At 61.4% G+C, this 19,013-nt stretch carries 21 protein-coding genes and 1 pseudogene; 14 read left to right on the plus strand and 8 right to left on the minus strand.

All coding sequences use genetic code 11. The features are described from left to right. From dnaG to AC1PUL_RS04605, 6 genes are all read left to right on the plus strand, one after another. Nucleotides 1–1,992, plus strand: coding sequence for a DNA primase (gene dnaG, locus AC1PUL_RS04580; protein WP_480466835.1), 1,992 nt, complete (start codon nucleotides 1–3; stop codon nucleotides 1,990–1,992). A gap of 126 nt (nucleotides 1,993–2,118) precedes the next feature. Next, nucleotides 2,119–3,420, plus strand: a complete 1,302-nt coding sequence (locus AC1PUL_RS04585) for an adenylate/guanylate cyclase domain-containing protein (RefSeq protein ID WP_480466836.1) — start codon at nucleotides 2,119–2,121, stop codon at nucleotides 3,418–3,420. Between the two features lie 345 nt (nucleotides 3,421–3,765). Further along, nucleotides 3,766–5,829, plus strand: coding sequence for an RNA polymerase sigma factor RpoD (gene rpoD, locus AC1PUL_RS04590; protein WP_480466837.1), 2,064 nt, complete (start codon nucleotides 3,766–3,768; stop codon nucleotides 5,827–5,829). 20 nt (nucleotides 5,830–5,849) lie between these two features. Continuing rightward, on the plus strand, nucleotides 5,850–6,230 hold the full coding sequence (locus AC1PUL_RS04595; RefSeq protein ID WP_480466838.1) for an AbrB/MazE/SpoVT family DNA-binding domain-containing protein: 381 nt from the start codon (nucleotides 5,850–5,852) through the stop codon (nucleotides 6,228–6,230). Then, entirely contained in the window at nucleotides 6,227–6,625 is a 399-nt protein-coding gene (locus AC1PUL_RS04600) for a type II toxin-antitoxin system VapC family toxin (RefSeq protein WP_480466839.1), read from the plus strand. The genes AC1PUL_RS04595 and AC1PUL_RS04600 overlap by 4 nt, the downstream gene beginning before the upstream one ends. A 67-nt stretch (nucleotides 6,626–6,692) precedes the next feature. Continuing rightward, on the plus strand, nucleotides 6,693–7,724 hold the full coding sequence (locus AC1PUL_RS04605) for a DUF930 domain-containing protein (RefSeq protein WP_480466840.1): 1,032 nt from the start codon (nucleotides 6,693–6,695) through the stop codon (nucleotides 7,722–7,724). A gap of 12 nt (nucleotides 7,725–7,736) precedes the next feature. On the opposite strand, the pseudogene AC1PUL_RS04610 reads toward AC1PUL_RS04605, so the two are convergent. Then, nucleotides 7,737–8,886: pseudogene (locus AC1PUL_RS04610) on the minus strand (amidohydrolase). Nucleotides 8,887–8,977: 91 nt separating this feature from the next. Continuing rightward, entirely contained in the window at nucleotides 8,978–9,577 is a 600-nt protein-coding gene (locus AC1PUL_RS04615; protein ID WP_480466841.1) for a LysE/ArgO family amino acid transporter, read from the minus strand. A gap of 87 nt (nucleotides 9,578–9,664) precedes the next feature. On the opposite strand from AC1PUL_RS04615, the gene AC1PUL_RS04620 reads away from it, so the two are divergent. Further along, nucleotides 9,665–10,567 carry a LysR family transcriptional regulator ArgP gene (locus AC1PUL_RS04620; RefSeq protein WP_480466842.1) on the plus strand — a complete coding sequence of 301 codons (903 nt, stop codon included), beginning with the start codon at nucleotides 9,665–9,667 and terminating at the stop codon, nucleotides 10,565–10,567. 74 nt (nucleotides 10,568–10,641) lie between these two features. Then, nucleotides 10,642–11,022, plus strand: a complete 381-nt coding sequence (locus tag AC1PUL_RS04625) for a nuclear transport factor 2 family protein (protein ID WP_480466843.1) — start codon at nucleotides 10,642–10,644, stop codon at nucleotides 11,020–11,022. Between the two features lie 12 nt (nucleotides 11,023–11,034). Here AC1PUL_RS04625 and AC1PUL_RS04630 read toward each other — a convergent pair whose 3' ends face one another. Further along, nucleotides 11,035–11,496 carry a heme-degrading domain-containing protein gene (locus AC1PUL_RS04630; RefSeq protein ID WP_480466844.1) on the minus strand — a complete coding sequence of 154 codons (462 nt, stop codon included), beginning with the start codon at nucleotides 11,494–11,496 and terminating at the stop codon, nucleotides 11,035–11,037. Nucleotides 11,497–11,599: 103 nt separating this feature from the next. Here AC1PUL_RS04630 and AC1PUL_RS04635 point away from each other — a divergent pair, with 103 nt between their 5' ends. The 6 genes from AC1PUL_RS04635 (at nucleotide 11,600) to AC1PUL_RS04660 (ending at nucleotide 14,072) form a co-directional block, all read left to right on the plus strand. Continuing rightward, entirely contained in the window at nucleotides 11,600–12,016 is a 417-nt protein-coding gene (locus AC1PUL_RS04635) for a secondary thiamine-phosphate synthase enzyme YjbQ (RefSeq protein WP_480466845.1), read from the plus strand. Nucleotides 12,017–12,159: 143 nt separating this feature from the next. Beyond that, complete coding sequence (locus AC1PUL_RS04640; RefSeq protein WP_480466846.1) at nucleotides 12,160–12,528, plus strand: hypothetical protein; 369 nt, start codon at nucleotides 12,160–12,162, stop codon at nucleotides 12,526–12,528. A gap of 265 nt (nucleotides 12,529–12,793) precedes the next feature. Further along, entirely contained in the window at nucleotides 12,794–12,940 is a 147-nt protein-coding gene (locus tag AC1PUL_RS04645; protein WP_480466847.1) for a hypothetical protein, read from the plus strand. Then, on the plus strand, nucleotides 12,937–13,239 hold the full coding sequence (locus AC1PUL_RS04650; protein WP_298469355.1) for a hypothetical protein: 303 nt from the start codon (nucleotides 12,937–12,939) through the stop codon (nucleotides 13,237–13,239). Before AC1PUL_RS04645 ends, AC1PUL_RS04650 begins: the two co-directional genes overlap by 4 nt. Nucleotides 13,240–13,266: 27 nt before the next feature. After that, the gene (locus tag AC1PUL_RS04655) at nucleotides 13,267–13,587 is read left to right on the plus strand and encodes an ATPase inhibitor subunit zeta (protein WP_480466848.1); all 321 of its coding nucleotides are present in this window, start codon (nucleotides 13,267–13,269) and stop codon (nucleotides 13,585–13,587) included. A gap of 122 nt (nucleotides 13,588–13,709) precedes the next feature. Further along, nucleotides 13,710–14,072, plus strand: coding sequence for a hypothetical protein (locus tag AC1PUL_RS04660; RefSeq protein WP_298469724.1), 363 nt, complete (start codon nucleotides 13,710–13,712; stop codon nucleotides 14,070–14,072). A 194-nt stretch (nucleotides 14,073–14,266) separates the two neighbouring features. Here AC1PUL_RS04660 and AC1PUL_RS04665 read toward each other — a convergent pair whose 3' ends face one another. From AC1PUL_RS04665 to AC1PUL_RS04685, 5 genes are all read right to left on the minus strand, one after another. Beyond that, entirely contained in the window at nucleotides 14,267–15,547 is a 1,281-nt protein-coding gene (locus tag AC1PUL_RS04665) for a TRAP transporter large permease (RefSeq protein ID WP_480466849.1), read from the minus strand. After that, nucleotides 15,544–16,035: a TRAP transporter small permease gene (locus AC1PUL_RS04670; RefSeq protein ID WP_480466850.1), complete on the minus strand. Its 492-nt coding sequence runs from the start codon at nucleotides 16,033–16,035 to the stop codon at nucleotides 15,544–15,546. The genes AC1PUL_RS04665 and AC1PUL_RS04670 overlap by 4 nt, the downstream gene beginning before the upstream one ends. Before the next feature lie 33 nt (nucleotides 16,036–16,068). Continuing rightward, nucleotides 16,069–17,058, minus strand: a complete 990-nt coding sequence (locus tag AC1PUL_RS04675; protein WP_480466851.1) for a C4-dicarboxylate TRAP transporter substrate-binding protein — start codon at nucleotides 17,056–17,058, stop codon at nucleotides 16,069–16,071. Nucleotides 17,059–17,137: 79 nt separating this feature from the next. Beyond that, complete coding sequence (locus tag AC1PUL_RS04680) at nucleotides 17,138–18,214, minus strand: Ldh family oxidoreductase (RefSeq protein WP_480466852.1); 1,077 nt, start codon at nucleotides 18,212–18,214, stop codon at nucleotides 17,138–17,140. Next, a complete protein-coding gene (locus AC1PUL_RS04685) occupies nucleotides 18,211–18,951 on the minus strand; it encodes an SDR family oxidoreductase (RefSeq protein ID WP_480466853.1) in 741 nt (246 codons plus the stop codon). Before AC1PUL_RS04685 ends, AC1PUL_RS04680 begins: the two co-directional genes overlap by 4 nt. Between the last annotated feature and the right edge of the window lie 62 nt (nucleotides 18,952–19,013).

A 19,013-nucleotide genomic window follows, 5' to 3' on the forward strand; every position in this document is an offset into this window, starting at 1 on the left:
ATGCGTTTTTCCAGCGACTTCCTCGACGAGATCCGTGACCGCGTGCCGATTTCGGCCGTGGTGGGCCGTCGTGTGACCTGGGATCGCAAGAAGACCAATGTGTCGCGGCAGGACTATTGGGCATGCTGCCCGTTCCATGGCGAGAAGAGCCCGAGCTTTCATTGCGAGGATCGCAAGGGGCGATATCACTGCTTCGGCTGCGGCGTTTCCGGCGACCATTTTCGTTTCCTGACCGACCTCGAAGGCTTGAGCTTTGTCGAGGCGGTGCAGCAGGTGGCCGATATGGCCGGTATCGCCATGCCGCAGCCGGATCCGCAGGCAGAGCGGCGCGAGAAGGAGCGCACCAGCCTGCAGGACGTCATGGAGATGGCGACGCAGTTCTTTCAGGACCAGTTGCAGACGGCGAGCGGGGCGCGGGCCCGGGCTTACTTGCGCGAGCGTGGTCTCTCCGGGCGCACGATCGAGACGTTCCGGCTGGGTTATGCGCCTGAAAGTCGGAATGCGCTTAAGGAATATCTTGCTTCCAAGGGCGTGGCCAAGGAGCAGATCGAGGCCTGCGGGCTTGTCGTGCACGGGCCGGACATTCCCGTCTCCTATGACCGCTTTCGCGATCGCATCATGTTCCCGATCCTGTCGTCCCGCGACAAGGTGATCGCCTTCGGTGGGCGCGCCATGGCGGCGGATGCCATGGCGAAATATCTGAATTCCAACGAGACGGAGCTCTTTCACAAGGGCAATGTCCTCTACAATTTCTCCCGCGCCCGACGCGCGATGCAGGGTGCTGATGGCGCCGAGACACTGATTGCTGTCGAAGGCTATATGGACGTGATCGCGCTCTACCAGGCGGGGATCGAGAATGCGGTGGCGCCACTCGGCACGGCGCTGACCGAAAACCAGCTGCAACTGATGTGGAAGACGACGCCGGTCCCGGTGCTCTGCTTCGACGGCGATGGGGCGGGGCAGCGGGCAGCGTTTCGTGCCGTCGATCTTGCTTTGCCGCATATCAAGCCGGGCCAGTCGCTTCGCTTTGCCATGCTGCCGGATGGCAAGGACCCGGATGATCTCGTCAAGCACGACGGCCGCCAGCCCTTTGATCGAGTGATGGCGGAGGCGCGACCGCTTGCCGAGATGGTTTGGATGCGGGAGACCCAAGCCGGTGGCTTTGATACGCCTGAGAAGCGTGCAGAGCTTGAGGCGAAGCTCCGGCAGGTCGTGAATATGATTGCCGACGAAAGCGTCCGGAGACACTACCAGCAGGATGTGCGCGACAGGCTCTACGCTTTTTTCCAGAGCAGTCAGCCGGGAAGGGGAGAGCGCGGCAGTTTTCAGGGGGGACGCGGACAGGGGCAGGGTGCCCGTTACGGCGGACGTCCGCCCGGCCCGGTGGCGTCGAGCCGAGGCGCGATCTCGGATCGATTGGCGCGATCAGGCCTTGTGCGCGGAGCGCTCGAACAGGCGACATTGCGGGAAAGCGTGTTGGCGCTGACCATCGTCAATCATCCGCAGCTGCTCGACGACGAGTATGATGAGATTGCCGCGATCGATTATGAACATGCAGGGCTCCAGAAGCTCTGGTCCTCGCTTCTGACGGCAGTTGCCGAAGCCGGCTCGACGCTCAGCCGCGAAACCTTGATCCAGAAGCTTGAGGCGCACGGCCATGGGACGCTGTTGCGTGGTCTTGATCAGCAGATCCGCAATGCAAGGCTGTGGATTGCCACAGAGATCGCAGCGCCTGAAGATGCGCGTGAGGGCTATCGGCAGGCGCTTGCGCTCTACAAGCGGGCGCGGGCGCTGAAGCGGCAGCGCATGGAACTGGAGCGGGAAATCGCCGAGGCGACCGAGACCGATGATGCCAGTCGGATCGAGCAGGTGATCAGCGCCTTGCACGAGGTCCAGCTTGAAGTTGCCCGTATGGAAAACCAGGAAGCCATCATTGATGGCTTCGGTGTGATGTCCGGTCGGGTGAAGGGCGCAGCCACCGGACATGGCTAATGTAATCGTTTGCATAAATCTGTTGCGCTGCCGCGACAAATAGGGGATTCAAGTCTTGTTCCCCTGTCAGCGGAAGCAAGAGTGTCGCAGTACGAGTTGGACTTCATAGCCCGTAACGGGCACAGATTGCGCTCATTCTGGCGTCTGCCGAATGCCGTCTGGTGGGTGGCCCGCATCGGGACTTCCGGTTATCCACCGCGCATACGCCGGCGGCTGGCGGTCACCAATCTGATTGCGGCCATGGTCAGCCTGATGACCATCCCTTACATCGTGATGTTCGTCGCTTATGACAGCTACGGTCTGCTGCCTGCCATAATCGCATTTGCGCCGCAGGTGATCATCTATGCGTTGACCCCTTATTTTCACCGCTATGGAGAGATTTCGGCTGGGCTTTATCTCTGTGCGATGTGGCTGATATTCGGTATCAGTTTCTGCATGTTTTTCGGGCGGGACTCTGGGCTGCAATTCTACTTCCTGCCGGGAGCCGCCGCATCCTTGCTGGTCTTCGGTTCCGAGCGGCTGCTTCTCTCGGCCTTCGTTACCGTCTGCGGTCTTGCTGCATTTCTCGCGACAGAGATCCTGTTTGTCGTTCCGCTCGATTTCATTCGGGTTGATCCTGTCTTCCTGAACACGCTCTATTACGTGACCGTTCCGTTCGCCTTTCTGCTGATCTTCACCACCTCTTACTTTGCGTTCAAGGAAGCGGCGCAGGCGGAGATGGCGCTGGAGTCCGAACATCAGTTTTCCGAGCGGCTGCTTCTCAACATCCTGCCGCAGGCGGTGGCGAGCAGGCTTCGGGAGAATGGGACCCAGGTGGTCGCCGATCAGATCCCATCTGCAACAATCCTGTTTGCCGACATCGTCGATTTCACCCCACGGGCGGCACGCTGGCAGCCGCAGCAGGTGATTGCCTTTCTCGGGCGCGTCTTCAGCCAGTTTGATGCGATCGCCAGTGCCCATGGCCTGGAGAAGATCAAGACGATCGGCGACGCCTATATGGTGGCTGGAGGGCTGCCGGAGCCAAAACCGGATCATGAAGCCGCCGTCGCACAGATGGCGCTCGATCTGATTGCCTGCTGTCGGCGCATTTCGGAACAGGTGGGCGAAGCGGTCGAGGTGCGCATCGGTCTGGACACCGGCCCCGTGGTTGCGGGTGTCATCGGTTCGAACAAGCTTCTCTACGATGTCTGGGGCGACACGGTGAACACCGCCGCGCATATGGAATCGCATGGTCTTGCCGGTCGCATTCAGGTCAGCGACTGCCTCAAGCAGCGGCTTGAAAGCCGCTTTGACTTCGAGTTGCGTGGTGACATCGACATCAAGGGCAAGGGGCTGATGCGAACCTGGTTCTTAACAGGGGTCAAGTCCGATGTGTCGCCGGTTGCGCCGCCGATGGGGAACGGGTCTCACCCCCTTGTTTCCCCGTGATGACGACCTACATCAGCGAAGATCGGTGATAAAGACGCCGTTGAACGGCTTGTTTTGTTGATTTTCCTTGTCCAGCCTGCAGAAAGGCTTGACGTCAGGAAAAATTGTGGGAATCACCAATTCAAGCAGACAAGGGTGAAGTGGGTTCGGACGGATCTCTGGTATGATGACCGGTCATGCAGATAAACGAGGTTTCGGCGCTGCGGCCGCATTGCCCATAGTTAATCAGGAATTAAGCAACACTCCGTTAGGTCAGTGACAGCTATCCGCCCGGGTGAGTGGTCCGTCTCCCATTCCTCCGGCGATGAGCCGCATGATCAGACGTCAGGGAAAGCGACAAGATAAATGGCATCGAAAGTCAAAGAAAACGAAGAAGCCGACAGCGAACGCGACGGCGCGACGGACGGTCCGCTTCTCGATCTTTCCGATGACGCGGTCAAAAAGATGATCAAGGCCGCCAAGAAGCGCGGCTATGTGACTATGGACGAGTTGAATTCGGTTCTGCCGTCGGAGGAGGTGACCTCCGAGCAGATCGAAGACACCATGGCCATGCTTTCCGACATGGGCATCAACGTCATCGAAGACGAAGACGTCGACGAGGCCCAGGGCGGCGACGACGAGGCTGAGGAAGACGGCGACAGCGAAGGCGGCGAACTGGCGCCGACCGCAGGCACCGCCGTTGCGACCGCCAAGAAGAAAGAGCCGACCGACCGCACAGACGATCCGGTGCGCATGTATCTGCGCGAGATGGGCTCGGTCGAGCTTCTGTCGCGCGAAGGCGAAATTGCGATTGCCAAGCGCATCGAGGCTGGCCGCGAGACGATGATCTCGGGTCTCTGTGAGAGCCCGCTGACCTTTCAGGCGCTGATCATCTGGCGCGATGAGCTCAACGAAGGCACGACACTGCTGCGCGAGATCATCGATCTGGAAACGACCTATTCGGGCCCGGAAGCCAAGGCTGCTCCGCAGTTCCAGAGCCCAGAGAAGATTGAAGCCGACCGCAAGGCAGCCGAAGAGAAGGAAAAGGAGCGCGCCAAGCGCCGTCCGCAGGCCGCCGCTGGCGATGATGACGACATCACCGCCATCGGTGGTGAAGGCATGCCGCCGGAGGAAGAAGAAGAGGACGAGGACGAATCGAACCTGTCGCTGGCTGCGATGGAATCGGAGCTCCGTCCTCAGGTCATGGAAACCCTCGACGTTATCGCCGACACCTACAAGAAGCTGCGCAAGCTGCAGGATCAGCAGGTCGAGGCGCGTCTTGCCTGTGCTGGCACGCTGTCATCCGGTCAGGAGCGTCGCTACAAGGAGCTGAAGGATCAGCTGGTGACGGCGGTCAAGTCGCTGTCGCTCAACCAGAACCGCATCGACAGCCTTGTCGAGCAGCTCTATGACATTTCCAAGCGTCTGATGCAGAACGAAGGTCGCCTGCTGCGTCTCGCCGAAAGCTATGGCGTCAAGCGCGAGGCCTTCCTCGAGCAGTACCAGGGTGCCGAACTTGATCCGAACTGGATGAAGTCCATCGCCAATCTTTCCGGCCGTGGCTGGAAGGAATTTGCCAAGGAAGAGAACCAGACGATCCGCGATATCCGTGGCGAAATCCAGAATCTCGCCACCGAAACCGGTATCTCGATCGCCGAATTCCGCCGCATCGTGTCGATGGTGCAGAAGGGCGAACGCGAAGCGCGCATCGCCAAGAAGGAAATGGTCGAGGCGAACCTGCGTCTCGTCATCTCCATCGCCAAGAAGTACACGAACCGCGGGTTGCAGTTCCTCGACCTCATTCAGGAAGGCAATATCGGCCTGATGAAGGCGGTCGACAAGTTCGAGTATCGTCGCGGCTACAAGTTCTCCACCTATGCGACCTGGTGGATCCGTCAGGCGATCACCCGTTCGATCGCCGACCAGGCCCGCACGATCCGCATTCCGGTGCACATGATCGAGACGATCAACAAGATCGTCCGCACCTCGCGCCAGATGCTGCACGAAATCGGTCGCGAGCCGACGCCGGAAGAACTGGCCGAAAAGCTCGCAATGCCGCTCGAAAAGGTCCGCAAGGTCCTGAAGATCGCCAAGGAGCCGATCTCGCTCGAAACCCCTGTTGGTGACGAAGAGGATAGCCACCTCGGCGATTTCATCGAGGACAAGAACGCGCTGCTGCCGATCGACGCCGCCATCCAGGCGAACCTGCGCGAGACGACCACCCGCGTTCTCGCCTCGCTCACGCCGCGTGAAGAACGCGTGCTGCGCATGCGCTTCGGCATCGGCATGAACACCGACCACACGCTCGAAGAAGTCGGCCAGCAGTTCTCGGTCACTCGCGAACGTATCCGTCAGATCGAAGCGAAGGCGCTGCGCAAGCTGAAGCATCCGAGCCGCAGCCGCAAGCTGCGGAGCTTCCTGGATAGCTGATCAGGCGAGAGAGTTCTGAAATGCCAAACCCGTCGGAGCGATCCGGCGGGTTTTTCTTCGTGACCTCTGACCTTACTCTTGTTCGTAAGGCTCTTTCGCCTTACTTTGGGCGCATGGAGGATCTGATGGCCAAGCTGAGTATCACATCAAAAGGGCAGGTGACGCTGCGCAAGGAGGTTCTGAAGCATCTTGGCTTGAGGCCCGGTGACAAGGTTGCCGTAGACCTCCTGCCGGATGGGCGCGCAACTCTTTCCCCGGTTCGGTCCGAGCAGACGTTTCGAGACCTTTCTGCCATTTTGAAGGGGCGGACGAATGGGCGCATCCTTTCGATCGACGAGTTGAACGAGGCTATCGCTTCAGCCGCTGTAGACGTTGGAACCGGATCGGATCCCGTAAAATGAAAATCACGGCGGACACCAATGTTCTTCTGCGTGCTGTTGTCGGAGATGACGCGCGGCAATCAAAGGCAGCCGTTGAGCTTCTGGCCGATGCGGAGTTGGTTGCCATCACTCCTCAGGCGCTTTGCGAACTCGTGTGGGTTCTCGACAGATCCTATGGGGTGAGCAAATCCGATATCTCGAAGGTAATTCTTGGGCTTCTGGACACGAAGAATGTCACCGTTGATCGCGCCTTAGCATTCAATGGACTTGGCGCGCTGGAAGCCGGCGGTGATTTCGCCGACGGCGTCATTGCGTTTTCCGGCCGGATGATGGGCGGCGAGCAGTTTGTATCTTTCGATAGAAAGGCTGTTCGGATTCTGACGGAGGCGGGCCAGGCAGCCCACCTGATCACTTGACAGTCTTATTGCTTCTCTTGTTGGCTCCGCCTCCCTTTTTGCCGCAATCGTCGCTATGGATCACACCATGACGGATACGAGGAAGACAGGCTGGCGGCGCTTCGGTGGAGGGCTCGCCCTCTCGCTGTTGCTGCATGCGCTTGCAGTGGCCGTCTTCCTGTTGAGCTTCGATAGCCCCCATCAACTCTCGCCAGAGGATCAGGCCGTCGCGGTGACGCTGGTTGCTCCGCCGCCGGTACCCGAACCTGAGCCTGAACCTGAACCGCAACCCGAACCGGCGGAGCCGCCGGCTGAGGCCGAACAGCCGCCGACACCGGAAGAGCCGGTCGAACCGCCGCCGGTCCCGGAGCCAGAAGCGCAAGTGCCTGCGGAAGAGGTGACCGAACCGGAGCCTGAGCTGCCGGATGCCGCGTCGGCACCGATCCCCGTGCTGCGGCCCGTTGTGCGCTTTGGTGAGCGGGACAGCGGACCGGAGATTGCGCGCGGAACCGAGGCCGAGCGCAATGCCGAAGACAATGCGCGCCCCGCCGAAGAGGCAGAACAGGTGGCCGAGGCGGCGCCGACGCTCGCCCAGCCGGAGATCAGTCTGCCGGAAGCGCCGCCGATCGAGGGGGCTTTGCCGGAGGCCGCCGAAGAAACCCAGGCGGGGGAGGGTGAAGCCGAGGCGGACGTCGCGACGGAGAATGCGCCCGCAGATCCGGCAGTTGTGACGGCGATTGCCGAAGCGCGGCTTGAACCGCGCGAGGTGACGGAGCTCTTCTCCTCGGCGATATCGGGCGATCAGGCGGCCATGACCGCCATGGCCGGTCTGACACGCCAGGAACGCGGCGACCAGCTGTGCGGAACCGAACTCAGCCAGCAGCTGCGCAACGGGACACCCGCCTATGTGCCCTATCTGCTGCCTATACTGCGGCTCAGGGAGGGGAATGTCGTGGATGTTCCGCTTGCGGCCTTCCGCGATATCAACGGCGCCTGGATCAATATTGCCGTCCGCTGCGAGGTCGATGACGATGCAACCGAGGTCGTGTCCTTCTCGCTCTCGGTCGGCAAGGCTGTTCCAAAGTCCGAATGGGCCGAACGGGGCTTTCCGGACAGCTGACCGCTGCGTGGATCATCCGAGCGAGTTTCGGATGACGGCCATGAAGACCCGAGCGGCGATCGCCGTCAGTTCGTCGGGATAATCGTAGTCCGGATTGTGCAGGGCAGGGTGCGTCTCGCCGGCGCCGAGAAAGAACATGGCCGACGGGCAGACGGCGCGCAGACGGCCGAAATCCTCCGAGGCCCGCATCGGCAGATCTCCCTCGTTGAACCGTACTCCTTCGGTGGTCAGGGCCTGTTCCAGGTGAGCGACGGCTTCGGCTGCGTTCTCGCAGTGGAAAAAGACGTCGTGATAACTGATGGACCGTACGAGGCCGGCTTGAGCGGCGGCCGCCGTCACCAGACTTTCCGCCCTTTCGCAGAGTTCTGCCATCCGGTCGTCGATCAGCGTGCGCAGCGTCACCCAGATTTCGGCATCGCCGGGCGCAATGCCGAAGGCCGGTTCGCCGAGCCAGGCATGGGTGACGGTTGCCAGCCTGAAGTCGAGGGAAGGCGGCGCGTCCTGGGACAGGGCCGTCAGGGCCGGCATCAGCGCCGACATGGCCGCCATCGGCGAGATCCCGGTTTCGGGCTGCGACGCATGGGCCGTCTTGCCGGACAGCCTGATCTTCATGCCGCGCGACGCGCAGTTGACCGGGCCGCTTTTCAGCGCAACGGAGCCGAAGGCAAGGCCCGGCGTGTTGTGTAGCGCATAGGCAAAAATCCGGACGGATCTCGGAGAAGCGTGGATCCGCCAGCACGGCTGCTGCCCCACTGCCATCTTCCTCCGCCGGCTGCCAGAGCAAGACGACCCGGCCTCTGGTGATCGGCTGGCGGGATCGTCCCGTTGCAAGCGCGATGAGGATGGTCGAGTGGCCGTCATGGCCACAGAGATGGCCCTTGCCGGAGATGGTCGAGCGGTGGGCGGCTTCCGACTTTTCCTCGATCGGCAGGGCATCGAGTTCTGCGCGAAAAAGGAGGGTTGGCCCCGGCTCTGTTGCTTCGAAGACGGCTGCGACGCCGTGGCCGCCAAGGTTTGCGAGGATCTCAGAGGGCCCAAGAGACGCCAGTGCCTGAATGACGCGACGTGCCGTTTCCCGTTCCTCGCCCGAGACTTCCGGATGGCGATGCAGTTCATGGCGGAAGGCCTGCAGCTCGATGATTTCGCGGTTGGTCAGAAACATGCAGTGCTCCTCATTTCCCCCAGAATGGCATATAGCACGGCGGCCACAGACCCAAGGGGTGCAGACCCTAGAGATGGAGGCGGGGCTGCGGTCAGACCAGCAGCTTGATGGCAATCGCGGCCATCACCACGGCGATCACGGCATCGAGCACGCGCCAGGCGACCGGTCTGGCAAACAGCGGCGCCAGCAGGCGTGCGCCATAGCCGAGGGTGAAGAAGAAACAGAAGGATGCGGTCATGGCGCCCAGGGCAAAGGCGGTCTCATGACCGGCATAGCGGGTCGAGATTGATCCCAGCAGCACAACGGTATCAAGATAGACATGCGGGTTGAGCCAGGTGAACGCGAGACATGTCATGAAGGCGACCCGCAGGCTCGTGGCATCCGCACCGTCGGCCCTGAGGCTGTTGCCGCCGGTCCAGGCCGAATAGAGGCTGCGACTTGCATAGGCGAGCAAAAAGGCGGCTCCCCCGTAGCTCATGACCGGTTCGAGCCAGTCCAGGCGCGAAAGGATCGTGGCAAAGCCGGCGACCCCGAGCGCAATCAGGATCGCATCCGAAATGGCGCAGGTCAGCACCAGCGGCAGAACATGCTCCCGCCTGAGGCCCTGGCGCAGGATGAAGGCGTTTTGCGCGCCGATGGCGACGATCAGGCTCAGCCCGAGAAGAAATCCGGCGGTGGCGGCGGTGTACATGTGGCGCTCCAGATGAATGCCGCTTTGACTAAATCGAGAACGCGGATTAGGAAAGTTGATAAATCTGATCTCAGATAAGGGACGTTAATGTTTGATCCCGCCCAGCTTGCTGCCCTGTCGGCTGTCCTGAGAACCGGCAGTTTCGACCGCGCGGCGCAGCTCCTGCATGTCACACAGTCGGCGATCTCCCAGCGGGTCCGGCAGCTCGAGGAACAGGTCGGCACATCACTTGTCGTCCGGTCGCAGCCGTGCCGGGCCACCGAGGCGGGCGAGCGGCTTTTCCGTCATGCGGAGGAGGTGCGCCTGCTGGAGCAGGGCGTGCGGCGGGATCTCGGGTTGGCGTCGACGGGTGCTGAGGAAACCGGCGGCTGGCCAAGCCTGAGGATTGCCGTCAATGCCGACAGTCTGGCGACGTGGTTCCTGCCGGCCATGGCTGAGGTCGGCGGCGTTTTGTTCGATCTTGTCATCGACGATCAGGATCATAGTGCGGACTGGCTGAAGCGCGGCGAGGTCCGGGCGGCCATCAGCGGGTCGGCCAAGCCGGTCCAGGGCTGTGATTGCCGTCCGCTCGGTGCGCTCCGGTATCTGGCAACCGCGAGCCCTGCATTCATCCTCCGCTGGTTCGGCGACGACCCGGTGACGGCCGCGCGCCTGGCGCAGGCACCGGTCATCACCTTCAATGCCAAGGATCGGCTGCAGACGCGCTGGGCAGAGCAGACGCTCGGTGTCTCCAGTACCGGTCCATCCCACTGGCTGCCCTCCAGCCATGCCTTTGTCGATGCGGCAATTTCCGGCATCGGCTGGGGCATGAACCCGGAAAACCTGGCGGCTGCTGCGCTGGCCGATGGACGGTTGCAGGAACTGGTTGGGGGAAAACCGCTCGATGTGCCGCTTTACTGGCATGTCAGCCGCTCGGTGGCGGGTGCCTTGAGGCCGTTGACGGATGCCGTCATCAAGGCCACGCGCGGCGCGCTCCGCCCCCTGGCATGAGCCTGCTCGCAGCCGCTCGCATCTTGTCGCAGGCGATCATGAGCCTATGTTGGAAATAGAGAGGGAGAGGATCCATGTCATTGGAAGATCAGACACTTGCTGCGCTCGATGCGTTCAATCGTCACGACTTCGACGCGCTGATGCCGATGTTCGAGGACGAGGCCGTGCTGGACCTGCCGGATGGCATCCGGGTCATCGGTCATGCCTCGTTCCGCGATACACTCGCGGCCTATGTGCTGAGGCACGGCCTCTCGCTGTCCGATCATGTCGTCATGAGTGACAAAGCGGGCTTCCGTTTTGCGGTCGAATGTACGCTGAATGGTTCGGACCGTCGCGATGCCAATGGTGGCAATGCGGCGGATGAGGGGCCTTATGCACTGCCCGCAGTCATTGTCTTCGAGCGCGAGGATCAGCTTTTCTCGCGCCTGAGCCTTTATGCCGGAACCCGTCCGTGACGGCCGTCTGTCTCAGTACTTGCCGAGATAGGCTTCGAGAACAGTCACGATCATCGCGTGGTCTTCCTCGGACTTCAAACCGGAGACGGTGATCGCGGCGATCACGCCGGTGCCTTCGACGCGCACGGGGAAGCTGCCGCCGTGATCGGCATAGTCCAGGGGGTCGAGACCGATTTCCGGCGAGACGCTGCGACCACGGGCGCGGTTGAGTTCTCCGACCCTCAAAGAGGCCTTGTGCATGCGCAGCGTGACATTGCTCTTGCGGCGTGCCCAATGATCGTTGTCGGGCGCGGCGCCGGGCAGGGCGACGTGAAAGAGCGTACGGTCGGAGGTCCTGATGTCAATGACCACGGGTGCCTTTTCAGAGAGTGCCAGATCAACCAGCCGCCGGCCCACGTCGAGCGCGACGCGTTCATCGAAGCTCTTGAAAACGAGCAGGCTTTCCTGTCTCTCGATGGTTTCGATCAGGCTCATCGCTTGTGGTCCTCCCTAGGTTGGTCGGAGACTATAGAGGCCTGTCGGGATAGGCTAGATACCGGGCATGGTTCTCCCCGGCGAAGCGTGAAAGGTGTTGTTGATGGCGATGCTGCGACTGGCGATCTCCACCCGTGGGCAGGGGCTCTACGAGTTCACCGAGGCGGCAGGCAAGTTCCTGCGCGACAGCGGGTTGGAGGAGGGCGTCATGACGGTCTTCGTGCGACACACCTCCTGCTCCCTGCTGATCCAGGAGAATGCCGACCCCTCCGTTCAGACGGATCTCAAGGCCTTCTTTCGCCGGCTGGTCCCGCCGACCACGGATCCGGCGATGCAGTGGGTCACCCATCGCGACGAAGGTCCCGACGACATGCCGGCCCATATCAAGGCCGCGCTCCTGCCGGTCTCGCTGTCGATCCCCTTTTCCGAGCGCCGACTGCTGCTCGGCACCTGGCAGGGCATCTACCTCTTCGAACACCGCGACAGCCCGCATCGCCGGGAGGTGGTTCTGCATGTCTGAGCTCCCGTCGCCAAGGTGAACATGGTCTGAATGGCGGATTCGGACTGCATTCAGCCGGACGAAGCTAGTCTCTCCCCAATCGCCAGTGACGGCGGGATGGAAACAAAGGCGCCGCAACACGCGCCGGTTCGAGGAGAGAGAAAATGATCGGCATGCTTCGCAAAATCGGTCTTGCAGCCCTGGTTTCGGTCATGGCGACGGCCGGCCTCGCTGGTACGGCTTCGGCCGATAGCTTCGGCTGGGGCGTCTACATCGAAGGTCCGCGCCATGCCGGTCCGGGCTGGGATCGCCCCGGGCATCGGCCGGACTGGGACCGTCCCGGCTGGGATCGCCCGCATCGCGGTGAGTGCCGCCCGCATCACGCCGTGGAAAAGGCTCGCTGGAACGGCCTGCGCCGGGCCTTCGTCGCAGACGTGACGCCGCGCCGCGTCGTCGTCGCCGGCGTTCGTCACGGCGACCGTGACCGGATGGTCTTTGCGAATGTGCGCGGTTGCCCGATCATCCGTTACTGACGGAATGGCCGCGAAGTCGACCGGCTTTTGCGCCAATGCCTGAGCCTTGATCGCCCGCAGCCCGGGCCATGCAACACGGGGCCAGATAAGACCCCGGCTGCATGGCCCGTCTTTTTCCTATCGTTGTTTATCGATGCCTTGAAGACGCCCGAATCGCTTCCCATATGCCGATCAACCCGCTGGTCCGGGCCCCTCTGGCAAGAGCCCTCGGCACTCTTGCGATGTCGGACCGTTTCGACACCGTTGCCGGTCCAAGGACTAGTCCATGAGACGCCACCATTCCATTCTGATTTCCCCCGGCCGGTTTCCGGCCCATGAAGCTCAGGCCTCCGTGCCCGGCACGCCGAAGCCCCGTATCCATCTTCCGCATAACGTCGTATCCTCTGCCGCGCGGCAGGAGGTGATCCGATGATCGGTGAATGGATCGCATCCCTGTTTGCTGCCTTCGTCGTCGACCCGATCGAAGCCGATATCCGGCAGCGACTGGAGGAGATGCAGGCGCCTGTGCAGGTCGTCTCGCAAGCGGGTGACTGCCTGCGTACCACGGGACCTGCGCTGATCGAGCGTGCGGCCGGCGATCTCTGGTGGGCTGGGACCACGGCAGTTTATGTCGTCACCGGCCTGACGAGCCCGGCCGAGCTGCTCGATGCCAACAATCCGGCCTGTGCGCCGATTGCGAGCTATCTCACGTCTGCGGAAGCGGAAGCCTGATTGATGATCGAGGAGGAAAACCGACCCATGCCCCTGACCGTTGTAAAGACAGCCAATGCTGCCGCGCATCCGCATGAAGAGGATGGCCTCGGCAGCATTCGTGCACGCCGCAACCTTCTTGCCGGCTACTGGGCCGGTTCGCTGATCGGCTTTGCCGGCGATGATCTCGGGCGTTATGCCCGTGATCTGCATGCCGTCGATCACGTGGTGGCCGGCGACGGCGACGTGATTGCGCGCCTGTCTCGCGATCTTGCAACGGCCGGCCACAAGTTCACCAAAGCCGATATCGAAGCGGCGCTCCGCCGTTTTCATGCCCAGGCGCTCAAAGACACCGGCTGCACCGAATAAGCAGCCGGACGTCTTCCGTCTTCCGTCAGCGCTCCGATCTGGCGTTGTATCCGGCGTCAGACGCGTTACACTCCCCAACGTCACCATGAAATCGCTCGGGGAGGAGCAATTCGATGAGACGCATGTGGCCGGAGGAATTCAGCAATCTTCTCGATGGCGCCGAAGAGGTTACGCTTAACAGCGCTGCGCGCATGCGCGACGACGGTTCGCACAGTGAGGCGATCCATCGCAAGGCTCTCAAGCTGCGCCTGTCGCAGGCCGATTTCGAGCGCATCTGGCCGCTCGCCGAGGCTCGGTACCGTCTACAGGGCCGCCTCGCCGGCAAGGCGATCACGCTGATCGTCAACAACCCCCATTACAGCCAGTGGCATCCCGCCGATGGCGGTACGGAGGAAAGTGTGGCCGACAGCGGCCGCAGCTATTCCACGCGCTATGTCGTGGTGCATTTCCTGCTCGATGATGTGCAGGAGACAGTGGCCGCCTGAGGGGTGGTTTCAGCTATCGGAAATCGGAGCGGTGGGCCCGGAGGGCCTGCCGAATTCGAGCACGATCAGCCGTCTAACCCCGTCTGCGGCAACAACACCGTTTCATCAATCAATGGCTCAACAGAGCCGCCGCCCAAGACAATATGGACACGGTTGTCATCCGCTTCCGCAGTTGCATGCGAGGCATCCGATTATCAACCGAACATCAGGTTGGGCAGCCACAATACTGCGGCCGGGACGAAGACCAAGAGAATTGCCACCAAACTGACCGCGATCATGAAAGGGATCGACTCGCGGGTATAGTCGCTGATGCTCACTTTCAGGATTGAGCAGGCCGCATACATCGCTGCGCCGACCGGCGGGGTGAAATTGCCAATGGTGGCGGCGATGATGAAGACAATTCCGAAATGGACCGGATCTCCGTCTAGACTGCGTATCAGCGGCAGAACGATGGGGGTGAGCATGATGATCAGCACGGTGGCGTCGATGACGAGCCCTGCGATCAGCACCGCCAAGGCGATCAGCACCATGATCAGCGAAAGATTGTCCGTCAGCCCCAGGATTGCGCCGGCTATCGCGTCGGGGACGCGCTCAACAATTATGCCATAGGAAAAGATCGCTGACAGTGCGATCAGGAACATCACCGAGCCAACATCGCCAAGGCTGCCTTCCATGGCTTCTGCAAAGCTTCTGAACTTGAGCTGGCGGTAGATGATGACGCCGACAAAAATGGCGTAAAGCACGGCGAAAGCGCCGATTTCGGACGGGGTGAAGATGCCTGCGCGCAGCCCAAACAGCAGAATGACCGGGAAGAGCAGCGCCCAGATGCCGCCGCGCAACGCCGTGCCCAGTTCTTTCAGCGTGATCCGGCTTTGCCGCTCCGGCTTGTAGTTGCGGGCATTGGCGGTGATCCACACGGCCACAGCCAGCGCCACCCACAACATCAGCGCCGGCACAATGCTGGCCGCGAACAGGCGTCCGATCGAGACCTGCCCTATCGAGCCGTACAGGATCATGCCGATGCCGGGCGGGATGATCGGGGTCAGGATCGCACTGAAGGAAATGATACCGGCGGTGAAGCCGGGCGAAAAGCCGCGCTTGATCATCGGTTCGCCCAGCATGCGCGATTGCATGGCGGCGTCAGCGATGGCCGAGCCCGAAACGCCGCCCATCAGGGCCGAAAGGGCGATTGAAACCTGTGCCAGCCCCCCCTTGAGACGGCCGGTCATCACCAGGGCCAGATTCAGGAGCTGTTCGGTAATACCCGAACGGTTCATGAGATTGCCGGCGAGAATGAAGAGCGGTACGGCCAGCAGCGCGAAATTCTGCGTCTGGCTGACGGTCACCTGCACTGGAATGGTGAAGGGCAGTTCGGGGTGTTGCGCGAAAAAGATCGCGCCCGAAATGCCGATGGCAAACGCCACGGGCATGCCCATCGCCAGCAGCACGAGAAAGGCGATTGCGACGAGGATCATGGCGCTAGCACCTTGGCTTCAAATGCATTGCGGGCGAGATCACGCCGCATCTTGATGATTGTGGTGATGAGCATGAGGGTCGCCCCGACCGGCAGGCTGGCCGTGACCCAGCTGTAGCTGACACCCGGAATGCCCTGGAAACTACGCGCCCTGCTGGTCCAGGTCAGCTGGAAACCTGAATAGATGAGATAGACGAGGAAGGCCGCGATCAGCAGATAGTTGATCAGCATCATCAGCCGCTTGATGGACGGCGAGAACCGGGTCACCAGCGCATCAATCGACATGAAGAGGTCCTTGCGCCAGGCAATGTCAGCGCAAAGGAAGGCGGCCCAGGCAAAGGCGCAGGTGGCGATGTCCATGGTCCAGTTGAGTGGCATGCGATAAAGCCTTGCCACTCCACCGGTGAAGATCATTGCCACCATGATGAGCAGAAAAGTGCCGGCGAGGATGGCTTCTAGCCTGATGAAGCCGTTGTAGAGCTTTTGCATGAGTTCACATCCTCGCCGGTGAAATGGGCCAGATTACTTCTTGCCGATTTCGCTGTAGACCTTCGCGCGCGCCTCGGTGAGGCCCAGCGCTTCGTAAGCTGCCATGCCTGCCTGCTTGAACGGAGCAAGGTCGATGTCATCGACAATCGTCATGCCCTTGTCGACCAGCGTCTGCTTTGCGGTTTTGGCGGCCTCGGCCATCGTGGCCGAGGTAGCCTGCCCGGCTGTGCGGCATTCTTCGACGAGAGCGGTCTGGTAGTCCGCGGGCAGCTTGTTGAACCACTCGTTGCTCACCACCTGGAAGTTGATCAACTTGATATGTGCCGTCTCGTTGGCATGGGTGAGCACCTCGAACAGGTTGCCGGCAGTGATGTTGGGGTAAACGAGTTCGGCGCCATCGATCGCCATCTGCTGCAGGCCCGGATAGACGTCACCGAAAGCCATGGCGGTCGGTGCTGCGCCCAGTGCGCGGATGGATTCCTGCCAGATCGGGGCAGGCGGGGTGCGGATACGCAGGCCCGCCAAGTCCTCGGGTGAGCGGATCGCCTTGTTGGTGAAGAAGTGGCGATCACCCTGGACCCAGTCGAAGCAGACCACCTTGATGCCGTGCTCATCCGCGAGCTTCTTCTGCCATTCGACCATTGAGGGCGCGGTGGCGAGCGCGAATGCTTCCTCGTTGCTATCGACGAAATAGGGCCCGTTCACCACGGCCAGTTCCTTGACGTAATTGCCAAGGCGGGCGGCATCGGTATTCTGCCCGATATTGGCGCCCTGGCGGATCTGTTCGATAATGTCTTCTTCGACGCCGAGCTGGGCTGAGGGGAAGACCTCGATGGTCAGCCCGCCATTGGTTCTTTCCTTGACCGCTTCGGCCCAGGCCAGGAAGCCCTGGTGATAGGGCTCGGACGGGCCAAGCACGTGGTTGAAGCGCAGCGTGAAGTTTTCCTGGGCATGCGCGCTTGCAATTCCTGTAAGGGTCGTGGCCGCCACGAGCATGGCGGCAAGCTTTAGGGTCTTTCTCATGCTGTTCCTCCCTTGTGTGGAATACTGGGTTCATCTGCGGTGTTCTCCTCAGCCCACCGCCCTTCATTCGCCCTGTCGCTCACTTGCTCCAGGGTAATTTCACCGCATATCTGTGTGCCAACCGCTCAAAGGCTGACTGTGTATCGGGATCCAACGGCACGCCGGTGGCTTCGCGCTCTTTCGCTACGGCCCATTCGCGGTCGCCGGGTGCCATGACCTTGGCCCCTTCGCGCACCGTCGAGTTTCTGAGTGCATCGACATAACGCTGCATGCCGTCATCGAATGTCTTCCGATCCACAACGGCATCGGGGCGTATCGCAAGGGTGAATGCACCCATATATCGGGGCGTCTGTTTGTCAGGTCCGCCCATGGGTAGAATTTCGTGGCTGAGTTTCATGCCGGAAATCACGGCGGAGAAAATCTCCACCATGCCGGCCAGGCCCGCACCCTTGAAACCGAAGTCACCGCCCAGTGGCGCCAGCATTTCAACCAGCGAGGCGTCAAGCGTGTCGCGCCCGAAGCCATCAGAGGCTGTTGCCTCGGGCAAAGGCCGGCCCAGGCTCTGGTAGAGCTTGACCCGATTATACGGGATTGCGCTGGTCGCCATGTCGAGAAGCCAGGGTTCCTGCTGGTCTATCGGCACGGCCATGGCGATCGGATTGGTGCCGTGAAATCTTTCAGCACCCCCATGCAGTCTTACAAAACTGTCAGAGTTGCAGAAGGCGATGCCAATATAGCCCTTCCGCGCCGCTTCCAGCGCATAGGCCCCAGCCGGGCCGAAATGTGAGGAGTTGCAGATGGACACGGCGCCGATCCCCGCCGCTTCGGCCATCTCGATTGCATATTCCATGCCGAGATAGGCGCCGAGTGCTCCATGGCCGTTGTCGGCGTCCAGACGGCCGAAACTGGCATAAGTGCGCAGAAAGGTGGGGTAGGGCGCTTTGTTCACGCGCCCGCCTTCAAACACCGAGACATAATGGTCGAGCAGGCGTATGCCGTGGCTATCGACACCCAGACGGGAGCCATGCAGCATTGCCCGAGTGGCTGCGTCACAGCTGTGTGCGTCGGCCCCAACCGCTGCCAGCACTTCGCGGCTGAAACGGTCGAGTTCCTCAAGCTTTGCCAGCGTTCGATCGCTTTGGGCCACTGCGTTCATAGTGTCTGTCCCCCATCAATCACAAGCACCGTGCCCGTCATGAACGCACTCTCATCGCTGGCGAGATAGACGCAGGCAGCGGCCATTTCATCGAGAGTGCCCAGTCGGCCCATGGGTTGGCGCGCGATAAATGCAGCCCGTGTCGCTGCCGGATCCGGCGTTGCCATGATGCGTTCGTTCAGCGATGGCGATTCTGTCGTGCCCGGCGCGAGCACGTTGCAGCGAATGCCCTGCCCGATGAAGTCGCGGGCCACAGCCTTGCTCAGCCCGATCAGGGCTGCCTTCGATGCGCCATAGGCAGCGCGATTTGCCACTCCGGTGATCGAGGATGCAACCGAAGCAACATTCACGATCGAGCCCGATCCGCGCTCAAGCATGCCCGGCAATGCCGCCTTCATTGTCCGAAAGCAGGCGGTCACATTCTGGTCCAGGCTGCGCGCCCAGTCCGCGTCGTTGCAGTCGAGAATTGTGCCGCTGTGGACCCAGCCGGCACAATTGACCAGGATGTCCACCGGGCCGACTTCGACGAAGGTCTTCGCGATGGCCGTGTCATTGGTCACATCCATGGCCGATATGGAGATCGCGTCCGACTGCTTGAGATCCATGAGCTTGTCGAGGGAGCGGCTGGTCGCGATGACCTTGGCGCCCTCTGCCGCCATTGCCACGGCAACCGCCCGGCCTATGCCTTGTCCGGCACCCGTGACCAACGCAGTTTTTCCGGCCAGACGTCCTGTCACAATGCTCCTCCGTGATGTACTATGTACACAATAGACATTTTTTGAGAGGCTGTGCAAGGGGG

This window comes from Rhizobium sp. P43, from assembly GCF_056730705.1.